We start from the raw sequence: 22,326 nt of genomic DNA on the forward strand, positions 1-22,326 counted from the left end.
CACAGCCCGGCGGTTACGGCTTCCCCCAGAACCAGGCACCCCAGCCGCCCGCCAACCCGCAGGCGCAGCCGGGCGGTTACGGCTTCCCCCAGCCGCCTCAGACCCCGGAGTCCGCGCAGGCACCGCAGCCCCAGCCGCCGGTTCCGGCCCAGCCACAGCCCCCGCACGCGCCGGTCGATCCCCGGTCCGGTGCCGCGTGGCCGCAGCCGATACAGCACGACCAGCGGCAGCCGACCAACCCCGGTGCCGCACCCCTGGGTTACACCGCGGCCGTGGAGCTGTCGGCGGACCGGCTGCTCAACAACAAGCGGCAGAAGGCGAAGAGCGGCCGGCCCGCGGCGGCGTCCTCCCGGTTCAAGCTGGGCGGTAAGAAGGAGGAGGCCGAGCGGCAGCGCAAGCTGGAGCTGATCCGCACGCCGGTGCTCTCCTGCTACCGGATCGCGGTCATCAGCCTCAAGGGCGGCGTCGGCAAGACGACCACGACCACCGCCCTCGGCGCCACCCTCGCCACCGAGCGGCAGGACAAGATACTCGCCATCGACGCCAACCCGGACGCCGGTACGCTCGGGCGACGTGTCCGGCGGGAGACCGGGGCCACCATCCGTGACCTCGTCCAGGCGATCCCGTACCTGAACTCGTACATGGACATCCGGCGGTTCACCTCGCAGGCGCCCTCCGGTCTGGAGATCATCGCCAACGACGTGGACCCGGCCGTCTCGACCACGTTCAACGACGAGGACTACCGGCGCGCGATAGACGTGCTGGGCCGTCAGTACCCGGTCATCCTGACCGACTCGGGCACGGGCCTGCTGTACAGCGCGATGCGCGGGGTGCTCGACCTCGCCGACCAGCTCATCATCATCTCCACGCCGTCCGTGGACGGCGCCAGCAGCGCCAGTACGACGCTGGACTGGCTGTCCGCGCACGGCTACGCCGACCTGGTCTCCCGGTCCCTCACCGTGATCTCCGGGGTTCGCGAGACGGGCAAGATGATCAAGGTCGACGACATCGTGTCGCACTTCGAGTCGCGCACGCGCGGTGTCGTGGTCGTGCCCTTCGACGAGCACCTGGCCGCCGGCGCCGAGGTCGACCTCGACATGATGCGGCCGAGGACGCGCGAGGCGTACTTCAACCTCGCCGCGCTGGTCGCCGAGGACTTCGTGAGGCACCAGCAGGCGCACGGCCTGTGGACCAACGACGGCAACCCGCCCCCGGTGGCCGCACCGCCGATGCCGGGCCAGCCGTTCCCGCAGGGTCAGCAGCCCTACCCGCAGCAGGGCCAGCAGCCGTATCCGCCGCAGGGCCAGCAGCCGTATCCGTCGCAGAGCCAGCCCTACCCGCAGCAGGGGCAGCAGGCCCACCCGCAGGGACAGCAGCCGTATCCGCCGCAGGGTCAGGGGCAGGGACAGCAGCCGTACGCGCCCCAGCCCGGTCAGCCGTACCCGCCGCAGGGCCAGGAGCAGGGACAGCAGCCGTACGCGCCCCAGCCCGGTCAGCCGTACCCGCCGCAGGGCCAGGAGCAGGGACAGCAGCCGTACGCGCCGCAGCCCGGCCAGCCGTACCCGCAGGTCCCGGGCCAGCCCCAGCCGCCGCAGGCCCCGGGACAGCAGCCTCCGCAGACCGCCCCGAACCCCGGTCAGCAGCCGCAGGCCCAGCCGTACCCGCCGCAGCAGCAACAGTAGGCGGGCGCCGGAACGCGGCCCGGGTCCGTACGACGTGCGTACGGACCCGGGCCGGGCTCCGGCGCGGACGGTGAACCAGCCCTGGAAACCGCGCTCGGCGACGGTTCCAGCGACTGGCAGCGGGTGATCCCCCGCTGGTGGGCGCCGCCCGTCGAGGACTTACGGGAGACCGCCGCGGCGACGCACGGCCTACCGGCCGCGGCCTGCCGCGGCAGGCGATCCCGGCCGGGGCCGGAAATCCTAGACGCCATTCTCCGGGGACGACTCCGCGACGATCTCCCGGCAGCGCTTCACGTCCGCGGCCATCTGCTCCAGCAGGGCCTCCAGCGTCTCGAACTTCGCCTGGCCGCGTACGTACGCCAGGAAGTCGACGGCGACGTGCAGGCCGTACAGGTCCAGGCCGACGCGGTCGATGGCGTACGCCTCCACCGTGCGCTCGGTGCCGTCGAACTGGGGGTTCGTGCCGACGGAGATCGCGGCCGGCATGATCTCGTCCTGCGCGTGCAGGTAGCCGGCGTACACGCCGTCGGCGGGGATCGCGGTGTGCGGGAGCGTCTCGACGTTGGCCGTCGGAAAGCCCAGCTCGCGGCCGCGCTGGGCGCCGCGGACGACGACGCCCTCCACCCGGTGCGGGCGGCCCAGGATCTCGCCGGCGCCCTCGACGTCGCCCTCGGCGACCAGGCGGCGGGTCAGGGTGGAGGAGAACGGCTCGCCGCCGCCCGCCTCGCCGGTGACGTACAGGTCGACGACCTCGACCTCGAAGTCGTAGGTCCTGCCCTGCTCGACGAGGTACTCGACGTCGCCGGCCGCCTTGTGGCCGAAGCGGAAGTTCGGGCCCTCCACGACCGCCTTGGCGTGCAGCTTGTCCACCAGGACCTTCACGACGAAGTCGGCGGGCGAGAGCTTCGAGAACTCGGTGGTGAAGGGGAGGATGAGGACCGCGTCGACGCCCAGGCCGGCCATCAGCTCGGCGCGGCGGTGGTGCGCGGCGAGCAGCGGCGGGTGGCTGCCGGGGCGGACGACCTCGCTGGGGTGCGGGTCGAAGGTGACCACGACGGCCGGGACGCCCAGCTCGCGGGCGCGGTCGACGGCGTGCTTGATGATCAGCTGGTGGCCCCGGTGGACGCCGTCGTAGGAACCGATGGTGACGACGCTGCGCCCCCAGTCCTCGGGGATGTCCTCCAAGCCACGCCAGCGCTGCACTGTGACCGCTCCTCGAACCCGTGTCCGTGTCTGTCCTGACCTCTTGTGCAGGTCTAAGGGTGCCATGCCGGGTGCTCCGCGCCCGCATCGGTACGGGGGCTGTGACCGGGCGCACGTTCAAGGTGGCAGGTCACGCCGGTACGCGTGCGCCCGTCAGGTCTTCGAGCGTGCGGCGGGTGCCGGGTCCCACCAGGGCGGCCCAGTCGTCCGGGGCGTCCGTCAGCCAGCGGATCACGAGGGCGGCGAAGCCGGGCACGTGCCGGCCTAGGGCGGCCAGGCCCCGGTCGAAGCGGGTGGCGCCCGCGGGGGTGCGGACGAGGAGCAGACCGGTGCGGTGGACGAGCCCCCGGGCCTCCTCCTCCCGGCCGTCCGCGTGCTCCGCGGCCGCGTGCAGGACGGCCTCCAGCACGGAGGGCTCACGCTCGCGCGTGAGGAGGAACTCCAGGAGTTCTCGGCGCAGCGGGCGGGAGGCGGGCGTGCCGGCGGCGGCGAGGACGGCGGCGAGGGCCGCCCGGAGGTGTTCGGGGCCGCCGTCGAGGAGGCCGGTGACGAGGGGCAGCAGGACCGGGCGGGCGGTGGGCCCCTGTTCCAGGCGGCGGTCGACGTGGGCCGCGAACTGCCCGGCGGTCTCCGGGCGCGACCGCGTCGCCTCCTGGACGAGGCCGGTGGCCCGGCGGGCCAGGGCCGGGGTGGTGACATCGGCGAGGGCGTGCAGGGCCGCTGTGGCGTGCGGGCCGCGCAGGCGGGCGCGGAAGGCCTCCAGCACGGGTCCCGGGTGTGTGGCCAGGGCGGGCACCAGGGCGTCCGGGGGGAACCGCGGGTCGCCGTCGGCGAAGTGACGCAGGGCCGGGGCCAGGTGCCGGTCGCGGGTGTGCGGGTCGTGGACCAGCAGGGCGAGGGCGCCGCCGTGCAGGGTGCGGTCGGCCGGGCGCGCGAGCAGCAGGAGCGCGCAACGGCGCAGCAGCTCGCGGTCCGCCTCCGAGCGGACGTGTGGGGCCGCGCGCAGCCCGAAGGTGACCCCCGCGGCCCTGCGGGCCGGGCGCTCGTCGTGCGCCCAGCGGTCCACGGCCCGGCACAGGGCCGAGGGCTCGTCCTCGGCGAGGGTGGCGAGCAGTTCGTCGGCGCGTCGGTGCGCGCTCGCCACCAGCACCTCGGTCAGCTCGTCCAGGGTGCGGTGTCGGTGGGTGTGCAGCAGCGCCTGGGCGGCGGTGGCCACGGTGGCGTGCGGGGTGGCGGGCAGGGGCCGTTCGTCGTCGAACCAGTGCGTCAACTGCTGCTGCACGGCGCGCGGTCGCGCGGCGAGCAGCCGGGCGACGGCGTCGAGGTAGCGTTCGCCGTGGTCCGGCGGCGCCTGGTCGGCCAGCACGAGCCGGCGCAGCAGGTCGAGCCGCTCGGCGTCGGGGAGGGGCAGGGCGGTCCAGAAGGCGGCGCCGCACTCGGCGGGCACGGGCCGTTGTTCGCGCCGCCAGGCGACGACGCGGTCGGCGAGCGACCGCAGCACCCCGGTGTACGGCGTCGCGTCCGGGACCTGGAGCAGGGTGCGGGAGAGCAGCCGGGCCGGCCACCAGGAGCCGGTGTGCCGGTCCAGGGCCGCGGTCAGCTCACGCAGCCGCGGGGCGAGCAACTGGGGGCCGTGCCGACGGCCGAGGAGGAGCAGGGCCTGGACGACGGGTCCGGCGCGGTGGTGCGGCAAGGGCGCGGGACCGGTTCCTGAGGCACCGTGCGGGTGGTGGACGAGGGCGTGCAGGGCCTCGTCGAGGTCCAGGTGGGTGCCCTGGATCCAGTCGGCCAGTTCCTCGTGGGTGAAGCGGTAGCCGTCGCCGGCCGGGACGAGGAGCCCCTCGGCGAGGACGGCGGAGGCCCAGCCGGTGCCGCCGCCCAGCCGGGCGGGGGCGGGTCCCAGGGGGAACACCGCCTCGAACGACTCCCGGTCCAGTCCGCCCTGCCCCGACGTGAGGCTGCGCCGCGCGGCCTCGTGCACCTGCCCGGCCACCCGTGCCGCGAGCCGTCGTACGGCTGTGCCGCGCAGCCCGTTCCGGGCGGCGAGGCGGACCGCGACGCGCAGGCACACCAGGTCCAGGTGGGCGGCGAACACGTCATGCCGGTCGAGCGGGGGCACGGGGCCCGGGGCGCGTGGAGCGTCCGGCAGGGCGGCACGGACCTCGGACAGCAGGCGCAGGGTGAGCGGGTGCCGCGCCTCCCGCTCGGTCAGGACGCCCTCCGGGACGCCGTACCGGGCGCGGGCCCGGCCGGCCTCGTCGTCGGTGAGATCGCCGAGCCGCAGACATGTCTGGTCCGGCTGCCCGGATGCGGCCTGTTCCCAGTACTCCTCCCGGCAGGCCACCACCAGGCGCGCCCCGCTCCGCCGGAGCCAGTCGGCGGTCCCCGTGATCCACTGCGGCAGGCGGTGGGCGAGGGCGGGGGGCATCTCCTCGGGGCCGTCGAGGAGGAGCAGCAAGGGGCGGCCGGCGCGGGCGGCGACGCGGGCCAGGTGTTCGGGAGCGAGGTCGCCGAGGTCCTCGGCACGGACGGACCGGGAGGCGGCGACGATCCGGGCGGCGCGCTCCAGGGTGCGGGCGGCCGCCGCGGCCACGGACTCGTCGGCGTCGCCGAGGTCGGCACCGCGCAGCCACAGCGTGGGGGCGGGCCGCGCGCCCCGGCAGCGGCGCGCGGCGAGGGCCGCGAGTTCCGTCGTACGGCCGCTGCCCGGATCGCCGACCAGGCCGAGCACGGCCCGGTCCCCCTCGGTGAACGCGGCCAGCTCCCCGGTCACGTCCGCCCGCTCCACCGGCCCCGGGCAGTCGGCCGGGGTGCCGTGGGGGCCCTCCTGGGCCACCGACGTGGCGGTCAGTTCCAGGACGGCCGCGAGGTTCAGGTCGGCTCCGTGGGCCGGGACGGTGGCGGCGTTGCGGGCGAGCAGGCCGGCGAGGGGGCCGTCGGCGGACCGCGGGGGCACCGCGAAGCCCGCGTCACGGCGTGCGGTGTGCAGGGCGGTGCCGAGGACGCCGAGGACGGCGCCGGTACGGGCGTCGAGCACCGGCCCGCCGGCCGCGCCCGCGCCGCGCCGGAGCGCGTCCCGGCCGTCCGTGCCGATCGCCAGCTCCAGAGCCTCGTCGAGGAGGTGGAGGCGGTCCGTGGCGGTGTAGGTGACCCGGGTGGCGGCCAGCACCCGGGCCTCGCGCCAGCGGCCAGCGGGGAGTCGTACGTAGGTGCCGGCCTGGATGCGTTCCCGGACCGTCAGCGGCAGCGGGGGCACGCCCAGGCCGTCGGTGCGTACCAGGGCCAGGTTCAGGTGGGGCAGCGGGACGACATCGTCGGCGGCGACCACGCGGGTGCGGCCGCCGGCCGTGCGCAGTACCGGCCGGGACAGGCCGTCGACCGTCTCGTGGCTGGTGAGGAGGGTGCCTTCGTGGTCGGCGAGGAAGCCGACGCCGCGGAGGCGGCCGGCGAGGTCGTGGATCCGGACGAGGGCGGTGTCGTCGGGGAAGGCGGCGCCCGCGGGGATGGACGGCGGTGTGCCGGCCCCGGTCGGGGAAACGGTCTCGTCCCCGCGGACGACGTCCGTCGTGGTGTGCGTGCCGGACGGCGCCCCGGGTGTACCGAAGGCCGCGTCTGCCCCGGGTGCGCCGAAGGCCGCGTCGCGCGTGGCGGGCGCCGCGTGGTGGGTACCGTCCGCCGTTCTGCGCGCACCGCCAGCCGCCACGCCGTCCCGTGACGCACCGTCCGCCGTCGCCCGGCGCCCGCGCTCGGTGTGCGGGCCCCGTCCCGCCATGGCCGTACCTCCCCGCCCGTACCGCGTGCCCTGTCTCCCGACGGTAGGCGCGTGATGATCGGCGGAACAGGCCGGGCGGCGAACGCGCCCCCTTCCGCTCCCCCGGTTCACTCCGAGCGCCTGCCCGGACGGGTGAATAGGGGCGTGCCGCTGGATAACCCTAGGGGTGGGGGAACCGAGGGGGGACCGTGGAGCGGTGGCAGGGCGCATGCCGTGCCGGCCGCCGCTCCACGGCTACACCCGATCGAGGGCGGCGGCCCGTGGCCGGGATGCCTCAGCCGAAGACGGCCAGGCTCTTCGCCTTGCCCTTGTGCGTCTCGACGAGGGCGAGGAAGCGCCCCTCGGCGTCGAAGACGGCGACGGGGCCGGCTCCGGCGTACTCGTCGGGCATCTCCAGCCGGACGCCGTTCAGCAGCAGCCGGGCCCGCTTGGTGTCGACCTCCCAGCGGGGGAAGGCGGCCGCGGCGGCCTCGGCGATCGGCATCACCGTCAGCTCCTGCTGGAGCTGGTCGAGCGTCCTGGCCGCATCGAGCTTGTACGGCCCGACGCGCGTCCGGCGCAGCGCGGTGAGGTGGCCGCCGACGCCCAGGTCGGCGCCCAGGTCGCGGGCGAGGGCCCGGATGTAGGTGCCGGAGGAGCAGACCACGGAGACGATCAGGTCGAGGACCTGGGTGCCGTCCGCGGCGACGGCGTCCCGGACGTCGTACACCGTGAAGGAGGAGACGGTCACCGGCCGGGCGGGGATCTCGAATTCCTCGCCCTCGCGGGCCCGCTTGTACGACCGCACACCGTCGATCTTGATGGCGCTGACCTTGGACGGCACCTGCATGATGTCGCCGGTCAGCTTGCCGATGGCGGCGTCGATGGCGTCCCGGCCCACCTTCGAAGCGTCGGTGGAGGCGGTGATCTCCCCCTCGGCGTCGTCGGTGACGGTGTTCTGGCCCAGGCGGACGGTGCCCAGGTACTCCTTCTCGGTCAGCGCTAGGTGCCCGAGGAGCTTGGTGGCGCGTTCGATCCCGAGGACCAGGACGCCGGTCGCCATCGGGTCGAGGGTGCCGGCGTGGCCGACGCGGCGGGTCTTCGCGATCCCGCGCATCTTGGCGACCACGTCGTGCGAAGTGAAGCCCGACGGCTTGTCGACGATGACGAGGCCGTCGGGCGTGGTGTGCTTCTGCGTCATTCCGAGGCGTCGCCGTCCGTGTCGGTCGCGTCGGCCGCCTCGTCGTCGGCCGGCTTGCGGTACGGGTCGGCGCCGCCCGCGTACGACGCCCCCGCGGAGGTCTCGCGGACCTTCGCGTCGGACTGCCGGGCCTTGTCGAGGAGGTCCTCGATGGTCTTGGCGGTGTCCGGGAGGGCGTCCGCGACGAAGGTCAGGGTGGGCGTGAACTTCACACCGGCCGCGCGGCCGACCTCGGAGCGCAGGATGCCCTTGGCGCTCTCCAGGCCCGCCGCCGCGGCCTTCCGCTCCTCGTCGTCGCCGTAGACCGTGTAGAAGACGGTCGCCTCCCGCAGGTCACCCGTGACCCGGGTGTCCGTGATGGTGACGTGCGAGCCGAGCCGCGGGTCCTTGATCCCGCGCTGCAGCTTCTGGGCCACCACCTCCCGGATGAGGTCCGCCAGCCTTTTCGCCCGCGCGTTGTCGGCCACTGGTCCAGCTCCCGTTCTTTCTTCTTCTTGCGTTCTGTGGTCTGGTCGTCGGTCGTCGGCTGCCGACGTCAGTCGTCCTCGCCGTGGAAGCGGCGGCGGACCGACAGCAGCTCCACCTCCGGGCGGCCGGCGACCAGCCGTTCGCACCGGTCCAGTACGTCGGTGAGGTGCCCCGCGTCGCCGGAGACCATGGCGAGGCCGATGATCGCTCGCCGGTGGAGGTTCATGTGGTCCACCTCCGCCGCGCTCACGGAGTACTTCCGCTGGAGTTCGGCGACGATCGGGCGGACGACGGAGCGCTTCTCCTTCAGCGAGTGGACGTCGCCGAGGAGGAGGTCGAAGGACAGAGTCCCCACGTACATGTAGGCAACCGGTTCACCCGCCGGTACGGGATCGGTGGTCCCGGGACCGTGTGGGCCGGGAACACCATGAACGGTACCGCGATACCTGCCGGTGACTCGACAGGGTTTCCGCGGTGCCGGTGTGCTGTGGGTGGCCCCGGGAAGGGGCCAAACGGGCCGCTGGCCGGCGGAAGCGGTGTTCCGTCGGCCAGCGGCTACCGTCAGGCGATCAGCCGCGCGGCTTCTCGCGCATCTCGTACGTCGCGATGACGTCGTCGACCTTGATGTCGTTGAAGTTTCCGAGGTTGATACCACCCTCGTAGCCTTCGCGGATCTCGGTGACGTCGTCCTTGAAGCGACGCAGACCCTCGATGTTGAGGTTCTCCGCGACCACCTTGCCGTCGCGGATGAGGCGCGCCTTGGTGTTGCGCTTGACCTCGCCGGAGCGGATGAGCACACCCGCGATGTTGCCCAGCTTGGACGACTTGAAGACCTCGCGGATCTCCGCCGTACCGAGCTCGACCTCCTCGTACTCCGGCTTGAGCATGCCCTTGAGGGCCGCCTCGATCTCCTCGATCGCCTGGTAGATGACCGAGTAGTACCGGACGTCCACGCCCTCGCGCTCGGCCATCTGCGCCGCGCGGCCGGCCGCGCGGACGTTGAAGCCGATCACGATGGCGTCGGAGCCCATCGCCAGGTCGATGTCGGACTCCGTGACCGCACCGACGCCGCGGTGCAGGACGCGGATGTCGACCTCTTCGCCGACGTCCAGCTGGAGCAGCGAGGACTCGAGGGCCTCGACCGAACCGGAGGCGTCACCCTTGATGATCAGGTTCAGCTGCTGGACCTCGCCGGCCTTGAGCACCTTGTCCAGGTCCTCCAGCGACACGCGGCGCGTGCGCTTGGCGAACGCGGCGTTGCGCTCACGGGCGGCGCGCTTCTCGGCGATCTGACGGGCCGTACGGTCCTCGTCGACCACCAGGAAGTTGTCGCCCGCACCCGGGACGTTGGTCAGGCCCAGGACCTGGACCGGCGTCGAGGGACCGGCCTCGGCGACGTTGTTGCCGTTGTCGTCGAGCATGGCGCGCACCCGGCCGTAGGCGTCGCCCACGACCATCGTGTCGCCGACCCGCAGCGTGCCTCGCTGGACGAGGACCGTCGCCACGGCACCGCGGCCGCGGTCGAGACGGGACTCGATCGAGATGCCCTGCGCGTCCTGGTTCGGGTTGGCCCGCAGGTCGAGCGAGGCGTCGGCCGTGAGGACCACGGCCTCCAGCAGCGAGTCGATGTGCAGACCCTGCTTGGCGGAGATGTCGACGAACATGGTGTCGCCGCCGTACTCCTCGGCCACCAGGCCGTACTCGGTCAGCTGACCGCGCACCTTGGTCGGGTCGGCACCCTCGACGTCGATCTTGTTGACCGCGACCACGATCGGCACGTCGGCCGCCTTGGCGTGGTTGAGCGCCTCGACCGTCTGCGGCATGACGCCGTCGTTGGCCGCGACGACCAGGATCGCGATGTCGGTCGACTTCGCACCACGGGCACGCATGGCGGTGAACGCCTCGTGACCCGGGGTGTCGATGAAGGTGATCTTGCGCTCTTCGTCGTTGACCTCGGTCGCGACCTGGTAGGCACCGATGTGCTGGGTGATGCCGCCGGCCTCGCCCGCGATGACGTTCGTCTTGCGGATGGCGTCGAGCAGGCGGGTCTTGCCGTGGTCGACGTGACCCATGACGGTGACGACCGGCGGACGGACGACCAGGTCCTCCTCCGAGCCCTCGTCCTCGCCGAACTCGATGTCGAAGGACTCGAGCAGCTCGCGGTCCTCCTCCTCGGGGCTGACGATCTGAACCGTGTAGTTCATCTCGTCGGCGAGGAGCTGCAGCGTCTCGTCGGAGACGGACTGCGTGGCGGTGACCATCTCGCCGAGGTTCATCATGACCGCGACGAGGGACGCCGGGTTGGCGTTGATCTTCTCCGCGAAGTCGGTGAGCGACGCGCCGCGGGAGAGACGGATGGTCTCGCCGCCGCCGCGCGGCAGCATCACGCCGCCGACGCTCGGGGCCTGCATGGCCTCGTACTCCTGGCGCCTCTGCCGCTTCGACTTGCGACCGCGACGCGCGGGACCGCCGGGACGGCCGAAGGCGCCCTGCGTGCCACCGCGGCCACCAGGACCGCCGGGACGGCCGCCGAAGCCGGGACGGCCACCGCCGCCACCGCCGGGACCACCGGGACGGCCGGCGAAGCCGCCGCCACCGCCGCCGCCACCGGGACGACCGGCGAAGCCGCCGCCACCGCCGGGACGACCGGCGAAGCCGCCGCCACCGCCGGGACGACCGCCGCCGCCGGGACGACCGGCACCGGCCGGGCCGCGACCGCCGCCGGGGCCGGGACGCGGGCCGGCAGCGGGACGCTGCGGCATCATGCCGGGGTTCGGACGCGGGCCGGCCGGGCCGGGACGCGGGCCGCCCTGCGGACGGGGCATGCCGGCCGGGGACGGACGGGCGCCACCGGGAGCCTGCGGACGCGGACCGCCGCCCTGGGCGCCGGGCGCCTGGGGACGGGGACCGGCGCCGGGGGCACCGGGACCACCCGGACGCGGGCCGCCCTGCGGACGGGGCGCCTGCGGGCGCGCCATGCCGGCGTTGCCGCCGGAGGTGAAGGGGTTGTTGCCGGGACGCGGACCGGCCGGACGGCCGCCGGGACGCGGGGCCTGGCCACCGGTACGAGCACCGCCCTGGCCCGGACGGGCCTGGCCCTGGCCGGGAGCCGGACGGCCACCGGGCTTGGGGGCGCCGGGACGGGCGCCGGGACGCGGACCCTGCGCGGCCGGGGCCTGCGGGGTCTGCGGGGCCTGTGCGGCCGGCGGAGCGGTGAACTCCGGGGCGGCCGGAGCCGGGCGCGGCGCGGGCTTGGGACCCGGAACCGGACGCGGACCGGGGGCCGGCGCGGGCGCCGACGGGGCGGCCGGCTGCTGTGCAGCGGGCGCCGTCGGCGGCTTGGGGGCTGCCGGCCTGGGGGCAGCCGGACGGGCCGCCTGCGCCGGGGAGGGCGCGGCGGGCTTGGGGGCGGCCTTGCGCGGGGCGGGCTTACCGGCGGACTTGCCGTTGCCACCGCCCTGGAAGGCGTCGGTCAGCTTGCGTACAACCGGCGCTTCGATCGTCGAAGACGCCGAACGGACGAATTCACCGAGTTCCTGGAGCTTGGCCATGACGACCTTGCTCTCGACACCGAACTCCTTGGCGAGTTCGTAGACCCGGACCTTAGCCACTTCGCTCCTTTGAGGTCCGGGTGAAGCCGGACCGTCGCTAGTTCATGGGCGTACTCATCGCGTACTCATCGAGTGCTCATCGCAATCTCGACCTGCTTTCGACTCGCGAGGTACCAGGCCGTACGGGGTTCCGTACGGCATGTCTTACGGCGTTGCCTGCTCGGCAACTGTCGTCTGCTCGACGTATCGGCGCAACGCCTTTGTGTCGAGCGCACCCGGGGCGCGCAGTGCCCGCGGGAACGCCCGGCGGCGTACCGCCAGGTCGAGACAGACCAGGGCGGGGTGTACGTAGGCACCCCGGCCGGGCAGCGTACCGCGAGGATCGGGGACGCACGCGTCCTCGCTCTTCACGATCCGCAGGAGATCGTCCTTGGCCGCCCGCTCCCGGCACCCCACACAGGTGCGTTCAGGGCATGCTCGGGTGTGCGTCCGGCCAGACACGGTTAAGTCTACCTCCCCGCAGCGACCTCACCCCTTTGGGGCAAAGATCGAACGGTTGTTGTCGTAATCGAAGCGGCCTGCGGCCGGGATCTATTCCCGGCGCCGGTCGCCGTCCTACTCCCCGGCCTGCTCGGTGTCGGGCCGGATGTCGATCCGCCAGCCGGTGAGCCGGGCCGCGAGGCGGGCGTTCTGCCCCTCCTTGCCGATCGCCAGCGACAGCTGGTAGTCCGGCACGGTCACCCGGGCGGAGCGGGCGGCCATGTCGACGACCTCCACCTTGTTCACCCGGGCGGGTGACAGCGCGTTCGCCACCATCTCGGCCGGGTCGTCCGACCAGTCGACGATGTCGATCTTCTCGCCGTTCAGCTCGCCCATCACGTTGCGCACCCGGCCGCCCATGGGACCGATGCAGGCGCCCTTGGCGTTCAGGCCCGTGCGGGTGGACCGCACGGCGATCTTGGTGCGGTGACCGGCCTCACGGGCGATCGCCGCGATCTCGACCGAGCCGTCGGCGATCTCCGGCACCTCCAGGGCGAAGAGCTTCTTCACCAGGTTGGGGTGGGTGCGGGAGAGGGTCACGGAGGGCCCGCGGACGCCCTTGGCGACCCGGACGACGTACGACCGCAGCCGCATGCCGTGCGGGTAGGTCTCGCCGGGCACCTGCTCCTGCACGGGCAGGATGGCCTCCAGCTTGCCGATGTCGACGAGCACGTTCTTCGGGTCGCGGCCCTGCTGGACCACGCCGGTGACGATGTCGCCCTCACGGCCGGCGTACTCGCCGAGCGTCGCGTCGTCCTCGGCGTCGCGCAGCCGCTGCAGGATCACCTGCTTGGCGGTGGTGGCCGCGATGCGGCCGAAACCGGACGGGGTGTCGTCGAACTCGCGGGGCTCCTGCCCCTCCTCGAGGTCCTCGGGGTCCTCCTTCGCCCACACGGTCACATGGCCGGTCTCCCGGTTGAGCTCCACGCGCGCGTGGCGGCGGCTTCCCTCGGTGCGGTGGTAGGCGATGAGGAGGGCCGACTCGATCGCCTCGACCAGCAGGTCGAAGGAGATCTCCTTCTCCCGGACCAGACCCCGCAGGGCGCTCATGTCGATGTCCACGGCTACGCCTCCTCCTCTTCCTTCATGTCCTTCTTGTCCTTGCGGTTGAACTCGACCTGCACGCGCGCCCTGGCGATGTCCGGGAAAGCGAGTCTGCGGCTGGTGGCCTTGCGGCCCTTGACGCCGGGGACCTCGACGTCGAGACCGTCCTCGTCGACCTTCAGGATCCTGGCGACCAGCTCGCCGTCCTCGGCCAGCTGGAACTTCACGAGCCGGTCGGTGGCGCGCACGAAGTGCCGGTGCTCGGTGAGGAGGCGCTCCGCGCCGGGGGTTCCGACCTCCAGGTCGTAGGCGACGTCGCCCATCGCGTCGGTCTCGTCGAGCTTCGCCGAGAGCGCGCGGCTCACATCGGCGATCGCGTCCAGGTCCGCCCCGGTGTCGGAGTCGACGACCACGCGCAGCACCCGCTTGCGTCCGACGGAGTCCACGGCGATCTCTTCGAGATCCAGCCCCTGGGAGGTGACGAGCGGTTCGAGCAGCTCTCGCAGCCTCTCGCTCTGGGTGGTGCTCATCCGGGTGACTCCTCGGCCGCGTGTGCTGTTGTGGGATGGGTCGCGCGTCTGATCAAAGGGTATCCGGTCGCGGGGAGTGTTGCCGTCCACCTGTGTACGAGCGGTGCCGGTGAGTGGCGTACGCGGGGCGCGCGGGTACGGTGATCACGGGCTGTCGCCCGTGCCTTCGGCCGCCCTTCCTTTCGTACGATTCCCCGAGGACGTCTGCAGTGCCGTATCCTCCGCCGCCGCGCACCCCCTCGGGGCCGCGCAGAAGAACCCTGCTCGCCTCGGCCGCGGGCGCCGCCCTGCTGACCGGCTGCTCGGCCGACCCCGGCTCGGGGGGCGACAGCGGCCCTTCGGTGACCGAACGGGCACGCGCGCGTGCGGCCCGCGACAGCGCCGGGCTCCTGGACCGCTACGACGCCGTGCTGGCCGCCCATCCGGCCCTCGCCGAGCGGCTGCGGCCGCTGCGGGCCGAGGTGGCCGCGCACGTTCGGGCGTTCGGCGGGGGCAGGGCCGCGGGGTCCTCCTCCCCCACGGCGTCCTCCTCGTCCGCGGCGCCCGCGGTTCCGGCCGGGGAGAAGGAGGCCCTGGCGTCGCTCGCCACGGCCGAGCGCACGCTCGCCGACCGGCGCGCGAAGGCCCTGCTGGAGGTGCCGGGCGAGCTGGCGCGGACGCTCGCGTCGGTCGCGGCGGCCGGGGCGGCACACGCGTACCTGCTGGCCGAGGGGGCGAAGTGAGCGGGCGGGCGGACCGGGCCGAGCTGGCCGCGCTGCAGGCGGCGCTGGCGGCGGAGCACGCGGCGGTGTACGGGTACGGCGTCGTCGGCGGCCGGATCGGCGAGCGGCGGCGCACAGAGGCGCGGGCGGCGTACGACGCCCATCGGGCGCGCCGGGACTCGCTGGTGCGCGAGGTGCGCGGCCTGGGCGGCGAGCCGGTCGCGGCGAGCGCCGCGTACGCGCTGCCGTTCCAGGTGCCGGACGCCCCGGCCGCGGTGCGGCTGGCCGCGCGGCTGGAGGAGCGGGTCGCCGGGGTGTACTCGGACCTGGTGCGGGCGGCGTCCGGCGAGCGGCGCGGCGCGGCCGCGGAGGCCCTGCGGGAGGCCGCGGTGCGGGCGGTGCGCTGGAGCGGGGAGAGCGTAGCCTTCCCTGGGCTCGCGGAGCTGTCGGGCGAGGGGACCGGTGCGGCCGGGGCCGCGCCCTCCGCCTCGGCGCCCTCGGCCTCTTGAGACGCGCAAGGCCCGTAGGCCCGTAAGGCCCGTAACGACGGGTCCGGTGACAGAAGGGAACGACTCGCGCATGGCTTTCGAACCGCCGCCGCGCCTGGTGAGGGCGCTCGGTGAGACGGCGCCGGCCGGCGACGACTGGCTGGCCCGGCTGCCCGGGGCGGCCGAACAGGCCGTTGCCCGGCGCGGGTTGAGCGTGGAGCGGGTCCAGGTGCCGGGCGGGCGCAGCAGCCTGGTGGTGCTGGTGCGGCAGCCGGACGGCACCCCGGCGGTCCTCAAGCTGGCCCCGCCGCGGGCCCGGCCCGAGAGCGAGCGGGCGGCGCTGCGGCACTGGGCCGGTCTGGGCGCCGTACAGCTGCTGGAGGCGGACGGCGGGGACGCCGACGTCGGGGTGCTGCTGCTGGAGCGGCTGCACCCGGATGTGTCGCTGCGGTCGCTGCCCGAGGCGAAGGCGCTGCTGGAGGCCGCGGGGACGCTGCGGCGGCTGTGGGTCGAACCGCCGGCCGGCCATGTCTTCGAGACCGTCGCCGAGCGCACCGGGCGGCAGGCGCTGGCGATGCGGGCGGGCACCGGGAGCGACCCCGAGGCGGCACCGCTGGTGGCGGCCGCGCTCGCGGCCCGCGAGGAGCTGCTGGGCGGGCCGCCCGGACAGCGGCTGCTGCACGGCACGTTCCGGCAGAGCAAGGTGCTGGCCGGTGAGCGGATGCCGTGGCTGGCGGTCGGGCCGGACCCGGTGGTGGGTGAGTGCGCCTTCGACCTGGCGCGGCTGGTGCGGGACCGGGTGGAGGACCTGATCGCCGCGCCGTCCGGCCCGGCGATCACGCGCCGCAGGATCAAGCGGCTCGCGGAGTCGCTGGAGGTGGACCAGGAGCGGCTGCGCGGCTGGACCCTGTTCCGCGCGGTGGAGTCCGGCGTCCGGGCGCGCCGCGTCGGCCGCGGGAAGGACGCGGAACTCCTGCTGGAGTTCGCGAGCTGGCTCAACTGACCGCAGAGGTGCGGGGACATCCCACGGCCGGCCGCGGCGGCACCGCGTACGTCCGGCTCGCCGTCGGCAGGCCACGACCCCGCCGGCCCGGCACCGCCGCCCGGGCGCACGACCGACGCCGTGCGCCCCGCCCGCCGGCAACGGGCCCCGGGCCGGAACCGCACGCGCCCCCGCAGGCCGACGACCGGCCGCCACCCGTCCGTCCACCCGGTCCCAGGCACCCGAAGGCACCCACAACCCCGACCCCGCTCAGCCCCCGGCAACCGGACTCGGGCCGGAGACCCCACGCGCCGCCGCAGGCCGACAACAGGCCGCCACCGTCCGCCCACCCCGTTCCAGGCACCCGAAGGCACCCCCAGCCCAGCATCCGAGTCAGGCGAGGCGGGGGCGCGCCGGGACGGCGTTCGGCCCGCTCGCAGGGGCGAACGGGCCGAACGGGTGGTTGCGGCGGCGGGAGTGCGCCGGAGGCGTCAGGCCGTGGTGAGGCGGGCGATCGCTTCCTCGACCGTCAGCTCCTCGCGCTCGCCGGTCTTGCGGTCCTTCAGCTCCAGCACGCCCTCGCCGGAGCGGCGGCCGGCCACCAGGATCTGCGGCACGCCGATCAGCTCGGCGTCGGTGAACTTCACGCCCGGGGAGACCCCGGCCCGGTCGTCGACCAGTACGCGCAGGCCGGCGGCCCGCAGCCGCTCCGAGACGTCGAGCGCCAGCTCGGTCTGGAGGGCCTTGCCGGCGGCGACGACGTGCACGTCGGCCGGTGCGACCTCCTTGGGCCACACCAGGCCCTTGTCGTCGGCGGTCTGCTCGGCGAGGGCGGCGACGGCGCGGGAGACGCCGATGCCGTAGGAGCCCATGGTGACGCGGACCGGCTTGCCGTTCTGGCCGAGGACGTCGAGCTTGAGGGCGTCGGCGTACTTGCGGCCCAGCTGGAAGATGTGGCCGATCTCGATGGCGCGGTCCAGCTTCAGGCCGGTGCCGCACTTGGGGCAGGGGTCGCCCTCCTGCACCACCACGACGTCCACGTACGCGTCGACCTCGAAGTCACGGCCGGCGACGACGTTCCTGGCGTGCGTGTGCTCCTTGTTGGCACCGGTGATCCAGGATGTGCCGGGCGCCACGCGCGGGTCGGCGATGTACTTCACCTTCTCGCCCAGGCCCTGCGGGCCGACGTAGCCGCGGACCAGGTCGGGGCGGCCGGCGAAGTCGGCTTCGGTGACCATCTCGACGGCCGCCGGGGCGAAGTGCGCCTCTACCTTGCCGAGGTCGACCTCGCGGTCGCCGGGCACGCCGACGGCGACGATTTCGCCGTCCACCTTGACCAGCAGGTTCTTCAGCGTGGCGGAGGCCGGCACGCCGAGGGAGGCGGCCAGGGTCTCGATGGTGGGGGTGTCGGGGGTGGGGATCTCCTCGAGCGCGGGGACGGCCGAGCCGTCGGCCGCCTTGAGCTCGTAGGTGATCGCCTCGGTGTTGGCGGCGAAGTCGCAGTTCGGGCAGTCCGCGAAGGTGTCCTCGCCGGCCTCGGCCGGGGCGAGGAACTCCTCGGACTTGGAGCCGCCCATGGCACCGGCGGTGGCCGCGCAGATGCGGTAGTCGAGGCCCAGGCGCTCGAAGACGCGCTGGTAGGCCTGGCGGTGCAGGGCGTACGACTTCGCGAGGCCCTCGTCCTCCAGGTCGAAGGAGTACGAGTCCTTCATGAGGAACTCGCGGCCGCGCAGGATGCCGGCGCGGGGGCGGGCCTCGTCGCGGAACTTGGTCTGGATCTGGTAGAGGATCACCGGCAGGTCCTTGTAGGACGTGCACTGGTCCTTGACCAGGAGGGTGAAGATCTCCTCGTGGGTGGGGCCGAGGAGGTAGTCGCCGCCCTTGCGGTCCTTGAGCCGGAACAGCTCCTGGCCGTACTCGTCCCAGCGGCCGGTGGCCTCGTAGGGCTCACGCGGCAGCAGGGCGGGCAGGGAGACCTCCTGGGCGCCGATGGCGTCCATCTCCTCGCGGACGATCCGCTCGACGTTGGCGAGGACCTTCTTGCCGAGGGGCAGCCACGACCAGATACCGGCGGCGGTGCGGCGGACGTAACCGGCACGGACGAGGAGCTTGTGGCTGATGACCTCGGCGTCCGCCGGGTCGTCACGCAGAGTCTTCGCCATCAACTGGGACATGCGCTGGACCGGTGCGTTCGCCATGGTTCTCGTACTCCTGCCGATGGTGGTCCCCCGCTCGGGCGCTGCCGGGGCCGGGGGATGGTGATGGCATAGGAGGTTAGCCGGGCGTGCTGTGCCGGTGGAAATCGGTTATCACCGGCACAGGGGCAGCGGGGCGCCCATGACGGCGTACGGCTTGGCGGCGCTGGGGAAGTGGACCCGGCGGGCCAGGTCGACGTAGCCGAGGGAGTGGTACAGCCCGCGGGCGGGGCTGTCGACGTCGATCGCGGAGAGGATCGAGCGGGGTTCGTCGGCGGTGTCGGTGATGGTGGTGATCAGACGCCTGCCGATGCCGAGGTTCTGGTGGCGGGGGTGGACGTGCAGTTCGGTGATGACGAAGGAGTCGTCGAGCCAGAGGTCGTTGCCGTTGGCCCGCAGGTACGGCTCGACGACCGTGGACCACCAGTGGGTGCGGGAGTTGGGCATGCCGTAGACGAAGCCCACGAGCCGGCCGCCGGCGGTGGCGCCGAGGGCCCGCGCTCCCCGGTACTGCATGTGGCGCTGCACGATCTGCCGGCGCACGGCGACTTCCTCGGGGCCGAGGCCGAAGGCGACGGCCTGCACTGCCAAGGCCTCGTCGACGTGGGCTGCGAGGTCCAGGGGGCCGATCACGAGGTCCATGCGGGGAGCGTACAGGGCCGGTTGTGCCGCCGGCCGGGGGCGGGGCGCCGTACCCGGCCGTGCCCGGCCGCGGCCGCTCGGGGAGCGCTCCGGCAACCTCCGGGCCGCTCGCGGAACGCCCTTCAGAAGAGAACGCTCATGAAGGCGCCCGTCTCCTGGAAGCCCACGCGCCGGTAGGTCCTTCTGGCGGCCGTGTTGTAGTCGTTCACGTACAGGCTCACCACGGGAGCCACGTCCGCGAGGGCGTAGCGCAGGACGGCCGCCATGCCGGGCGCCGCCAGGCCCCGGCCCCGGTACTCGGGGGCCACCCAGACGCCCTGGATCTGGCAGGCCCGGGGAGTCGCCGCGCCGATCTCCGCCTTGAAGACGACCCTGCCCCGGTCGTCGAGGCGGGCGAAGGACCGGCCGGAGCCGACGAGTTCGGCCACGCGTGCCTGGTACAGCAGGCCGCCGTCCCCGGCCAGCGGCGAGACGCCGACCTCTTCGGTGAACATCGCCACGCACGCCGGCATGATCGTGTCCATCTCGTCCTTGCGGACGCGGCGCACGTAGGGGTCCGGGGCTATGTCGGCGGACATGCGGTCGGTGATCATGAGCGGCTGGCGGGCGCGGATCTCACGGGCCGGGCCCCAGTGGGGTTCCAGCAGGCGCCACAGCGCGGAGGTGGAGTCGGCGGGGCCGACGATGGAGGAGCAGCGGCGGCCGGCCCTGCGGGCGCGGTCGGCGAAGGCCCGCACGGCGCGCGGGGTGGCGCAGATCGGGACCAGGTTGGCGCCCGCGTAGCACAGGGACGTCAGCATGCCGTCCTCGTACCAGCCCCACATCTCGCCGCCCAGGCGCCACGGGTCGAGACCGGCGACCTGCACCCGGGAGGCCACGAAGGCGTTCGCCACCGGCTCGCGGTCGAGGACGGCGAGCGCGGCGTCGAGGTCGCTCGGTTCGAGCACCCGTGAGCTGGTCTGGGTCAACACGTTCGGGGCCTCACCCTGGGGTTCTGCTGGTCCTGGCACTGTACCCGCGGAATCCGGGCGGTGCCGCCCCCCGGGTGGGGGGGCCGGGATCCCGGCTGGACGGGCGGCAACACGCCGGGCGGGAGGCCGACCGCCCTCCGGAAGGGGGTGAAAATGGGTTGAGACGCTGTTTTCCGGACGGCTCCGGGACGCGGTGAGGGCTGTGCACACCGGACGCCGCTCCGGTGCGAGGACGAGGGCGTGAGGCCATGAGCGGGGCTGGCGGGGTCCACGAGGGGGACTTCCCGTACGCGATCCTGAGCGACCTGGGCACCGGCGTGCTCGCCGTCGACCTCTCCGGGCGCATCACGTACGTCAACCCCTGGGCGGAGCAGCTGCTGGGCCGGCGGGCCGGCGACATGCACGGCCACGACGCGCACGACCTGCTGCACCGCCGCCCCGACGGCGGTGCGGTGCCGCGCGAGCAGTGCCAGATGCGGGCCCCGCTGCACGACAACCGGTCCGTCGAGCAGGGCAGTGAGGAGTACTTCCTGCGCGCCGACGGGACGGTCCTGCCGATCATCTGGGCGACCACGCCGCTGCGGCTCGCGGGCCGCAGGGCCGGGATGGTGATCGTGTTCAGCGACTTCAGTCTGCACCGGGAGGCCGAATTGCGGGCGGCGGCGCGCACGGCCGCCCTGGAGGCGATGACGGCCCGGCTGAACCTGGTGTCGGAGATCTCCTCGGTGCTGATGTCGGCCCGGAACCCGACCGGCCAGCTGCGCCGGCTGCTGCGGATGCTGGTCCCGGAGCTGGGCGACTGGGCCACGGTGGCCCTGCGCTCCCCCCGGACCGGGGCGCTGGAGCGGGTGGCGGTCCGCTGTCCGGCGCACCCGAGAAGGGCGAAGCGGCTGGAGGGCCCGCTGCCGCCGCTGCCGGCCAAGGCCCGCCGGGCGCTGGCGAAGGCCACCGGTGGTGAGAAGCCCGTGCTGCTGACCGCGGAACGGCTGCGGGACCCGCGCGCCCCGCTCGCCGCGACCCACGGGATGCTGTTCGACGAACTGGGCGGTCACTCGGCCGTGGTGGTGCCGCTGCGCGCCCGGCGGCACCACTACGGGATGCTGACCGTGGGCCGTGCCGGAGCGTCCCCCGCCTTCACCGACGCCGAGGTGCGGCTGCTCTCGGACCTCGGCTGGCGCGTGGCGCAGGTGCTGGACAACGAGCGGCTCTACGAGGAACAGCGCAACGTCGCAGCGACCATGCAGCGCCAGCTGCTGGCCCCACTGCCCCAGGTGGACCACCTGCGGATGGCCGCCCGCTACCTGCCCGCGCAGAGCGCCATGGAGATCGGCGGCGACTGGTACGACGCATTCCTGCTCGGCGACGGGGTGATGGCCCTCGTGATCGGGGATGTGGTGGGCCACGACCTGAAGGCAGCCGCGCACATGGCCGAGGTCCGCAACATGCTGCGCGGTCTCGCCTGGGTGCACCGGAAGCCGCCGAGCGTGATCATGCGGCGGCTGGACGAGGCGGTGACGAACACCAGTGACGCCCCGATGGCCACGCTGCTCTTCGCGCGGATCGAGGGCGTCGAGGGCGGCCCCTGGCATCTGCACTGGGTGAACGCCGGGCATCCGCCCCCGCTGCTGGTGACCCGGGAGGGGGACGCACGGTTCCTGACCGGCGGGCACGGCCCGCTGATCGGCATGAGCGCCACCCTGCACCTGGGCCTGAGCTGGCCGGACGCCTACGAGGAGCTGCCGGGCGAGTGCACGCTGCTGCTCTACACCGACGGTCTGGTGGAGAGCCGGGACCGCCCGATCGACCTGGGCATGGCCAAGCTCCGCCACCACGCGTCCGTACTGGCCCGGCGGCTGCGTGAGGAGACCGTGGACGACTTCTGCGACGAGCTGCTGCGGCGGATCGAGCCGAGGGGTGACGACGTCGCCCTGCTCGCGCTGCGCCTGCCGGCGGCCGGCGCGGGCGCCCCCGGCGACCGCAGCGAGCCTCCACCCGCGCAGTCGGGCTACAGTCCGGCCGCCCCGAACCGGGCCGCCCCCGGCTCCGTCCAGCAGGACGCTCCGGTACAGGACCCCTCGCGGGGCGAACGGGAGTTCTAGGTCGTGTCCGCGAAGTCGCGTCGTTCGCCCGCAGGGCGGACGGAACACCTGGCGCGCGGGCCCGCCACCGCCGCGAGCGGTAGCGGGGAGGGCGGGCTCAGCCCGCGACCGACACCTCGGGGTCGCCGGAGGGGACGCCGTCGGCCTCCATCTGCTCGGCGAGCTTCATGGCCTCCTCGATGAGGGTCTCCACGATCCTGGACTCGGGGACGGTCTTGATGACCTCGCCCTTGACGAAGATCTGGCCCTTGCCGTTGCCGGAGGCCACGCCGAGGTCG

17 protein-coding genes and 1 pseudogene are annotated in these 22,326 nt (G+C 73.9%); 5 read left to right on the forward strand and 13 right to left on the reverse strand.

Going from position 1 to position 22,326, the window contains the following annotated elements:
• The coding region (locus tag IE177_RS33985) for a nucleotide-binding protein (RefSeq protein WP_190019345.1) at positions 1–1,682 on the forward strand (1,682 nt) is incomplete at its 5' end.
• Between the two features lie 240 nt (positions 1,683–1,922).
• Here the strand turns inward: IE177_RS33985 and IE177_RS33990 are convergent.
• The 9 genes from IE177_RS33990 to rimP all read right to left on the reverse strand — a co-directional run bounded on the left by IE177_RS33990 (position 1,923) and on the right by rimP (position 13,970).
• Positions 1,923–2,885 carry a bifunctional riboflavin kinase/FAD synthetase gene (locus IE177_RS33990; protein WP_190019346.1) on the reverse strand — a complete coding sequence of 321 codons (963 nt, stop codon included), beginning with the start codon at positions 2,883–2,885 and terminating at the stop codon, positions 1,923–1,925.
• A gap of 130 nt (positions 2,886–3,015) precedes the next feature.
• Positions 3,016–6,657: a trypsin-like peptidase domain-containing protein gene (locus IE177_RS33995; protein ID WP_229816398.1), complete on the reverse strand. Its 3,642-nt coding sequence runs from the start codon at positions 6,655–6,657 to the stop codon at positions 3,016–3,018.
• A 274-nt stretch (positions 6,658–6,931) separates the two neighbouring features.
• The gene (gene truB, locus IE177_RS34000) at positions 6,932–7,837 is read right to left on the reverse strand and encodes a tRNA pseudouridine(55) synthase TruB (protein WP_190019347.1); all 906 of its coding nucleotides are present in this window, start codon (positions 7,835–7,837) and stop codon (positions 6,932–6,934) included.
• The gene (gene rbfA, locus IE177_RS34005) at positions 7,834–8,304 is read right to left on the reverse strand and encodes a 30S ribosome-binding factor RbfA (RefSeq protein WP_190019348.1); all 471 of its coding nucleotides are present in this window, start codon (positions 8,302–8,304) and stop codon (positions 7,834–7,836) included. Before rbfA ends, truB begins: the two co-directional genes overlap by 4 nt.
• Before the next feature lie 68 nt (positions 8,305–8,372).
• Positions 8,373–8,666, reverse strand: coding sequence for a DUF503 domain-containing protein (locus IE177_RS34010; protein WP_190019349.1), 294 nt, complete (start codon positions 8,664–8,666; stop codon positions 8,373–8,375).
• A 208-nt stretch (positions 8,667–8,874) separates the two neighbouring features.
• Positions 8,875–11,916 carry a translation initiation factor IF-2 gene (gene infB, locus IE177_RS34015; protein ID WP_190019350.1) on the reverse strand — a complete coding sequence of 1,014 codons (3,042 nt, stop codon included), beginning with the start codon at positions 11,914–11,916 and terminating at the stop codon, positions 8,875–8,877.
• 144 nt (positions 11,917–12,060) lie between these two features.
• Positions 12,061–12,357 carry a YlxR family protein gene (locus IE177_RS34020; RefSeq protein WP_190019351.1) on the reverse strand — a complete coding sequence of 99 codons (297 nt, stop codon included), beginning with the start codon at positions 12,355–12,357 and terminating at the stop codon, positions 12,061–12,063.
• Between the two features lie 114 nt (positions 12,358–12,471).
• Positions 12,472–13,458 (reverse strand): transcription termination factor NusA, encoded by a 987-nt coding sequence (nusA, locus tag IE177_RS34025; protein ID WP_190019352.1) that lies wholly within the window; start codon positions 13,456–13,458, stop codon positions 12,472–12,474.
• A gap of 2 nt (positions 13,459–13,460) precedes the next feature.
• Positions 13,461–13,970, reverse strand: coding sequence for a ribosome maturation factor RimP (rimP, locus tag IE177_RS34030; RefSeq protein ID WP_190019353.1), 510 nt, complete (start codon positions 13,968–13,970; stop codon positions 13,461–13,463).
• A gap of 209 nt (positions 13,971–14,179) precedes the next feature.
• Between rimP and IE177_RS34035 the strand changes: the two genes are divergently transcribed.
• From IE177_RS34035 to IE177_RS34045, 3 genes are all read left to right on the forward strand, one after another.
• Positions 14,180–14,692 carry a hypothetical protein gene (locus IE177_RS34035; protein ID WP_190019354.1) on the forward strand — a complete coding sequence of 171 codons (513 nt, stop codon included), beginning with the start codon at positions 14,180–14,182 and terminating at the stop codon, positions 14,690–14,692.
• Positions 14,689–15,180: a ferritin-like domain-containing protein gene (locus IE177_RS34040; protein ID WP_190019355.1), complete on the forward strand. Its 492-nt coding sequence runs from the start codon at positions 14,689–14,691 to the stop codon at positions 15,178–15,180. The genes IE177_RS34035 and IE177_RS34040 overlap by 4 nt, the downstream gene beginning before the upstream one ends.
• 70 nt (positions 15,181–15,250) lie before the next feature.
• Positions 15,251–16,162 carry an aminoglycoside phosphotransferase family protein gene (locus IE177_RS34045; RefSeq protein ID WP_190019356.1) on the forward strand — a complete coding sequence of 304 codons (912 nt, stop codon included), beginning with the start codon at positions 15,251–15,253 and terminating at the stop codon, positions 16,160–16,162.
• Positions 16,163–16,632: 470 nt separating this feature from the next.
• Here the strand turns inward: IE177_RS34045 and IE177_RS34050 are convergent, their stop codons facing one another.
• The 3 genes from IE177_RS34050 to IE177_RS34060 form a co-directional block, all read right to left on the reverse strand.
• Complete coding sequence (locus tag IE177_RS34050) at positions 16,633–18,339, reverse strand: proline--tRNA ligase (protein WP_190019357.1); 1,707 nt, start codon at positions 18,337–18,339, stop codon at positions 16,633–16,635.
• Between the two features lie 111 nt (positions 18,340–18,450).
• Entirely contained in the window at positions 18,451–18,978 is a 528-nt protein-coding gene (locus IE177_RS34055) for a GNAT family N-acetyltransferase (RefSeq protein WP_190019358.1), read from the reverse strand.
• 122 nt (positions 18,979–19,100) lie between these two features.
• Positions 19,101–19,949, reverse strand: a complete 849-nt coding sequence (locus tag IE177_RS34060; protein ID WP_190019359.1) for a GNAT family N-acetyltransferase — start codon at positions 19,947–19,949, stop codon at positions 19,101–19,103.
• Positions 19,950–20,197: 248 nt separating this feature from the next.
• Here IE177_RS34060 and IE177_RS34065 point away from each other — a divergent pair, with 248 nt between their 5' ends.
• Positions 20,198–22,048 (forward strand): SpoIIE family protein phosphatase, encoded by a 1,851-nt coding sequence (locus IE177_RS34065; RefSeq protein ID WP_190019360.1) that lies wholly within the window; start codon positions 20,198–20,200, stop codon positions 22,046–22,048.
• A gap of 97 nt (positions 22,049–22,145) precedes the next feature.
• Here the strand turns inward: IE177_RS34065 and IE177_RS34070 are convergent.
• Positions 22,146–22,326, reverse strand: a pseudogene (locus tag IE177_RS34070) (flavodoxin-dependent (E)-4-hydroxy-3-methylbut-2-enyl-diphosphate synthase); the annotation flags it as partial.

The organism is Streptomyces lucensis JCM 4490, from assembly GCF_014650035.1.
GTDB lineage: Bacteria > Actinomycetota > Actinomycetes > Streptomycetales > Streptomycetaceae > Streptomyces > Streptomyces lucensis.

What these genes read in the sequence shown, in the direction of transcription:
- IE177_RS34055 (WP_190019358.1), bottom strand. Translation starts at nt 18,978, where the DNA reads ATGGACCTCGTGATCGGCCCCCTGGACCTCGCAGCCCACGTCGACGAG.
- IE177_RS34045 (WP_190019356.1), top strand. Translation starts at nt 15,251, where the DNA reads ATGGCTTTCGAACCGCCGCCGCGCCTGGTGAGGGCGCTCGGTGAGACG.
- rimP (WP_190019353.1), bottom strand. Translation starts at nt 13,970, where the DNA reads ATGAGCACCACCCAGAGCGAGAGGCTGCGAGAGCTGCTCGAACCGCTC.
- IE177_RS34050 (WP_190019357.1), bottom strand. Translation starts at nt 18,339, where the DNA reads ATGGCGAACGCACCGGTCCAGCGCATGTCCCAGTTGATGGCGAAGACT.
- IE177_RS34010 (WP_190019349.1), bottom strand. Translation starts at nt 8,666, where the DNA reads ATGTACGTGGGGACTCTGTCCTTCGACCTCCTCCTCGGCGACGTCCAC.
- IE177_RS34065 (WP_190019360.1), top strand. Translation starts at nt 20,198, where the DNA reads ATGAGCGGGGCTGGCGGGGTCCACGAGGGGGACTTCCCGTACGCGATC.
- IE177_RS33995 (WP_229816398.1), bottom strand. Translation starts at nt 6,657, where the DNA reads ATGGCGGGACGGGGCCCGCACACCGAGCGCGGGCGCCGGGCGACGGCG.
- truB (WP_190019347.1), bottom strand. Translation starts at nt 7,837, where the DNA reads ATGACGCAGAAGCACACCACGCCCGACGGCCTCGTCATCGTCGACAAG.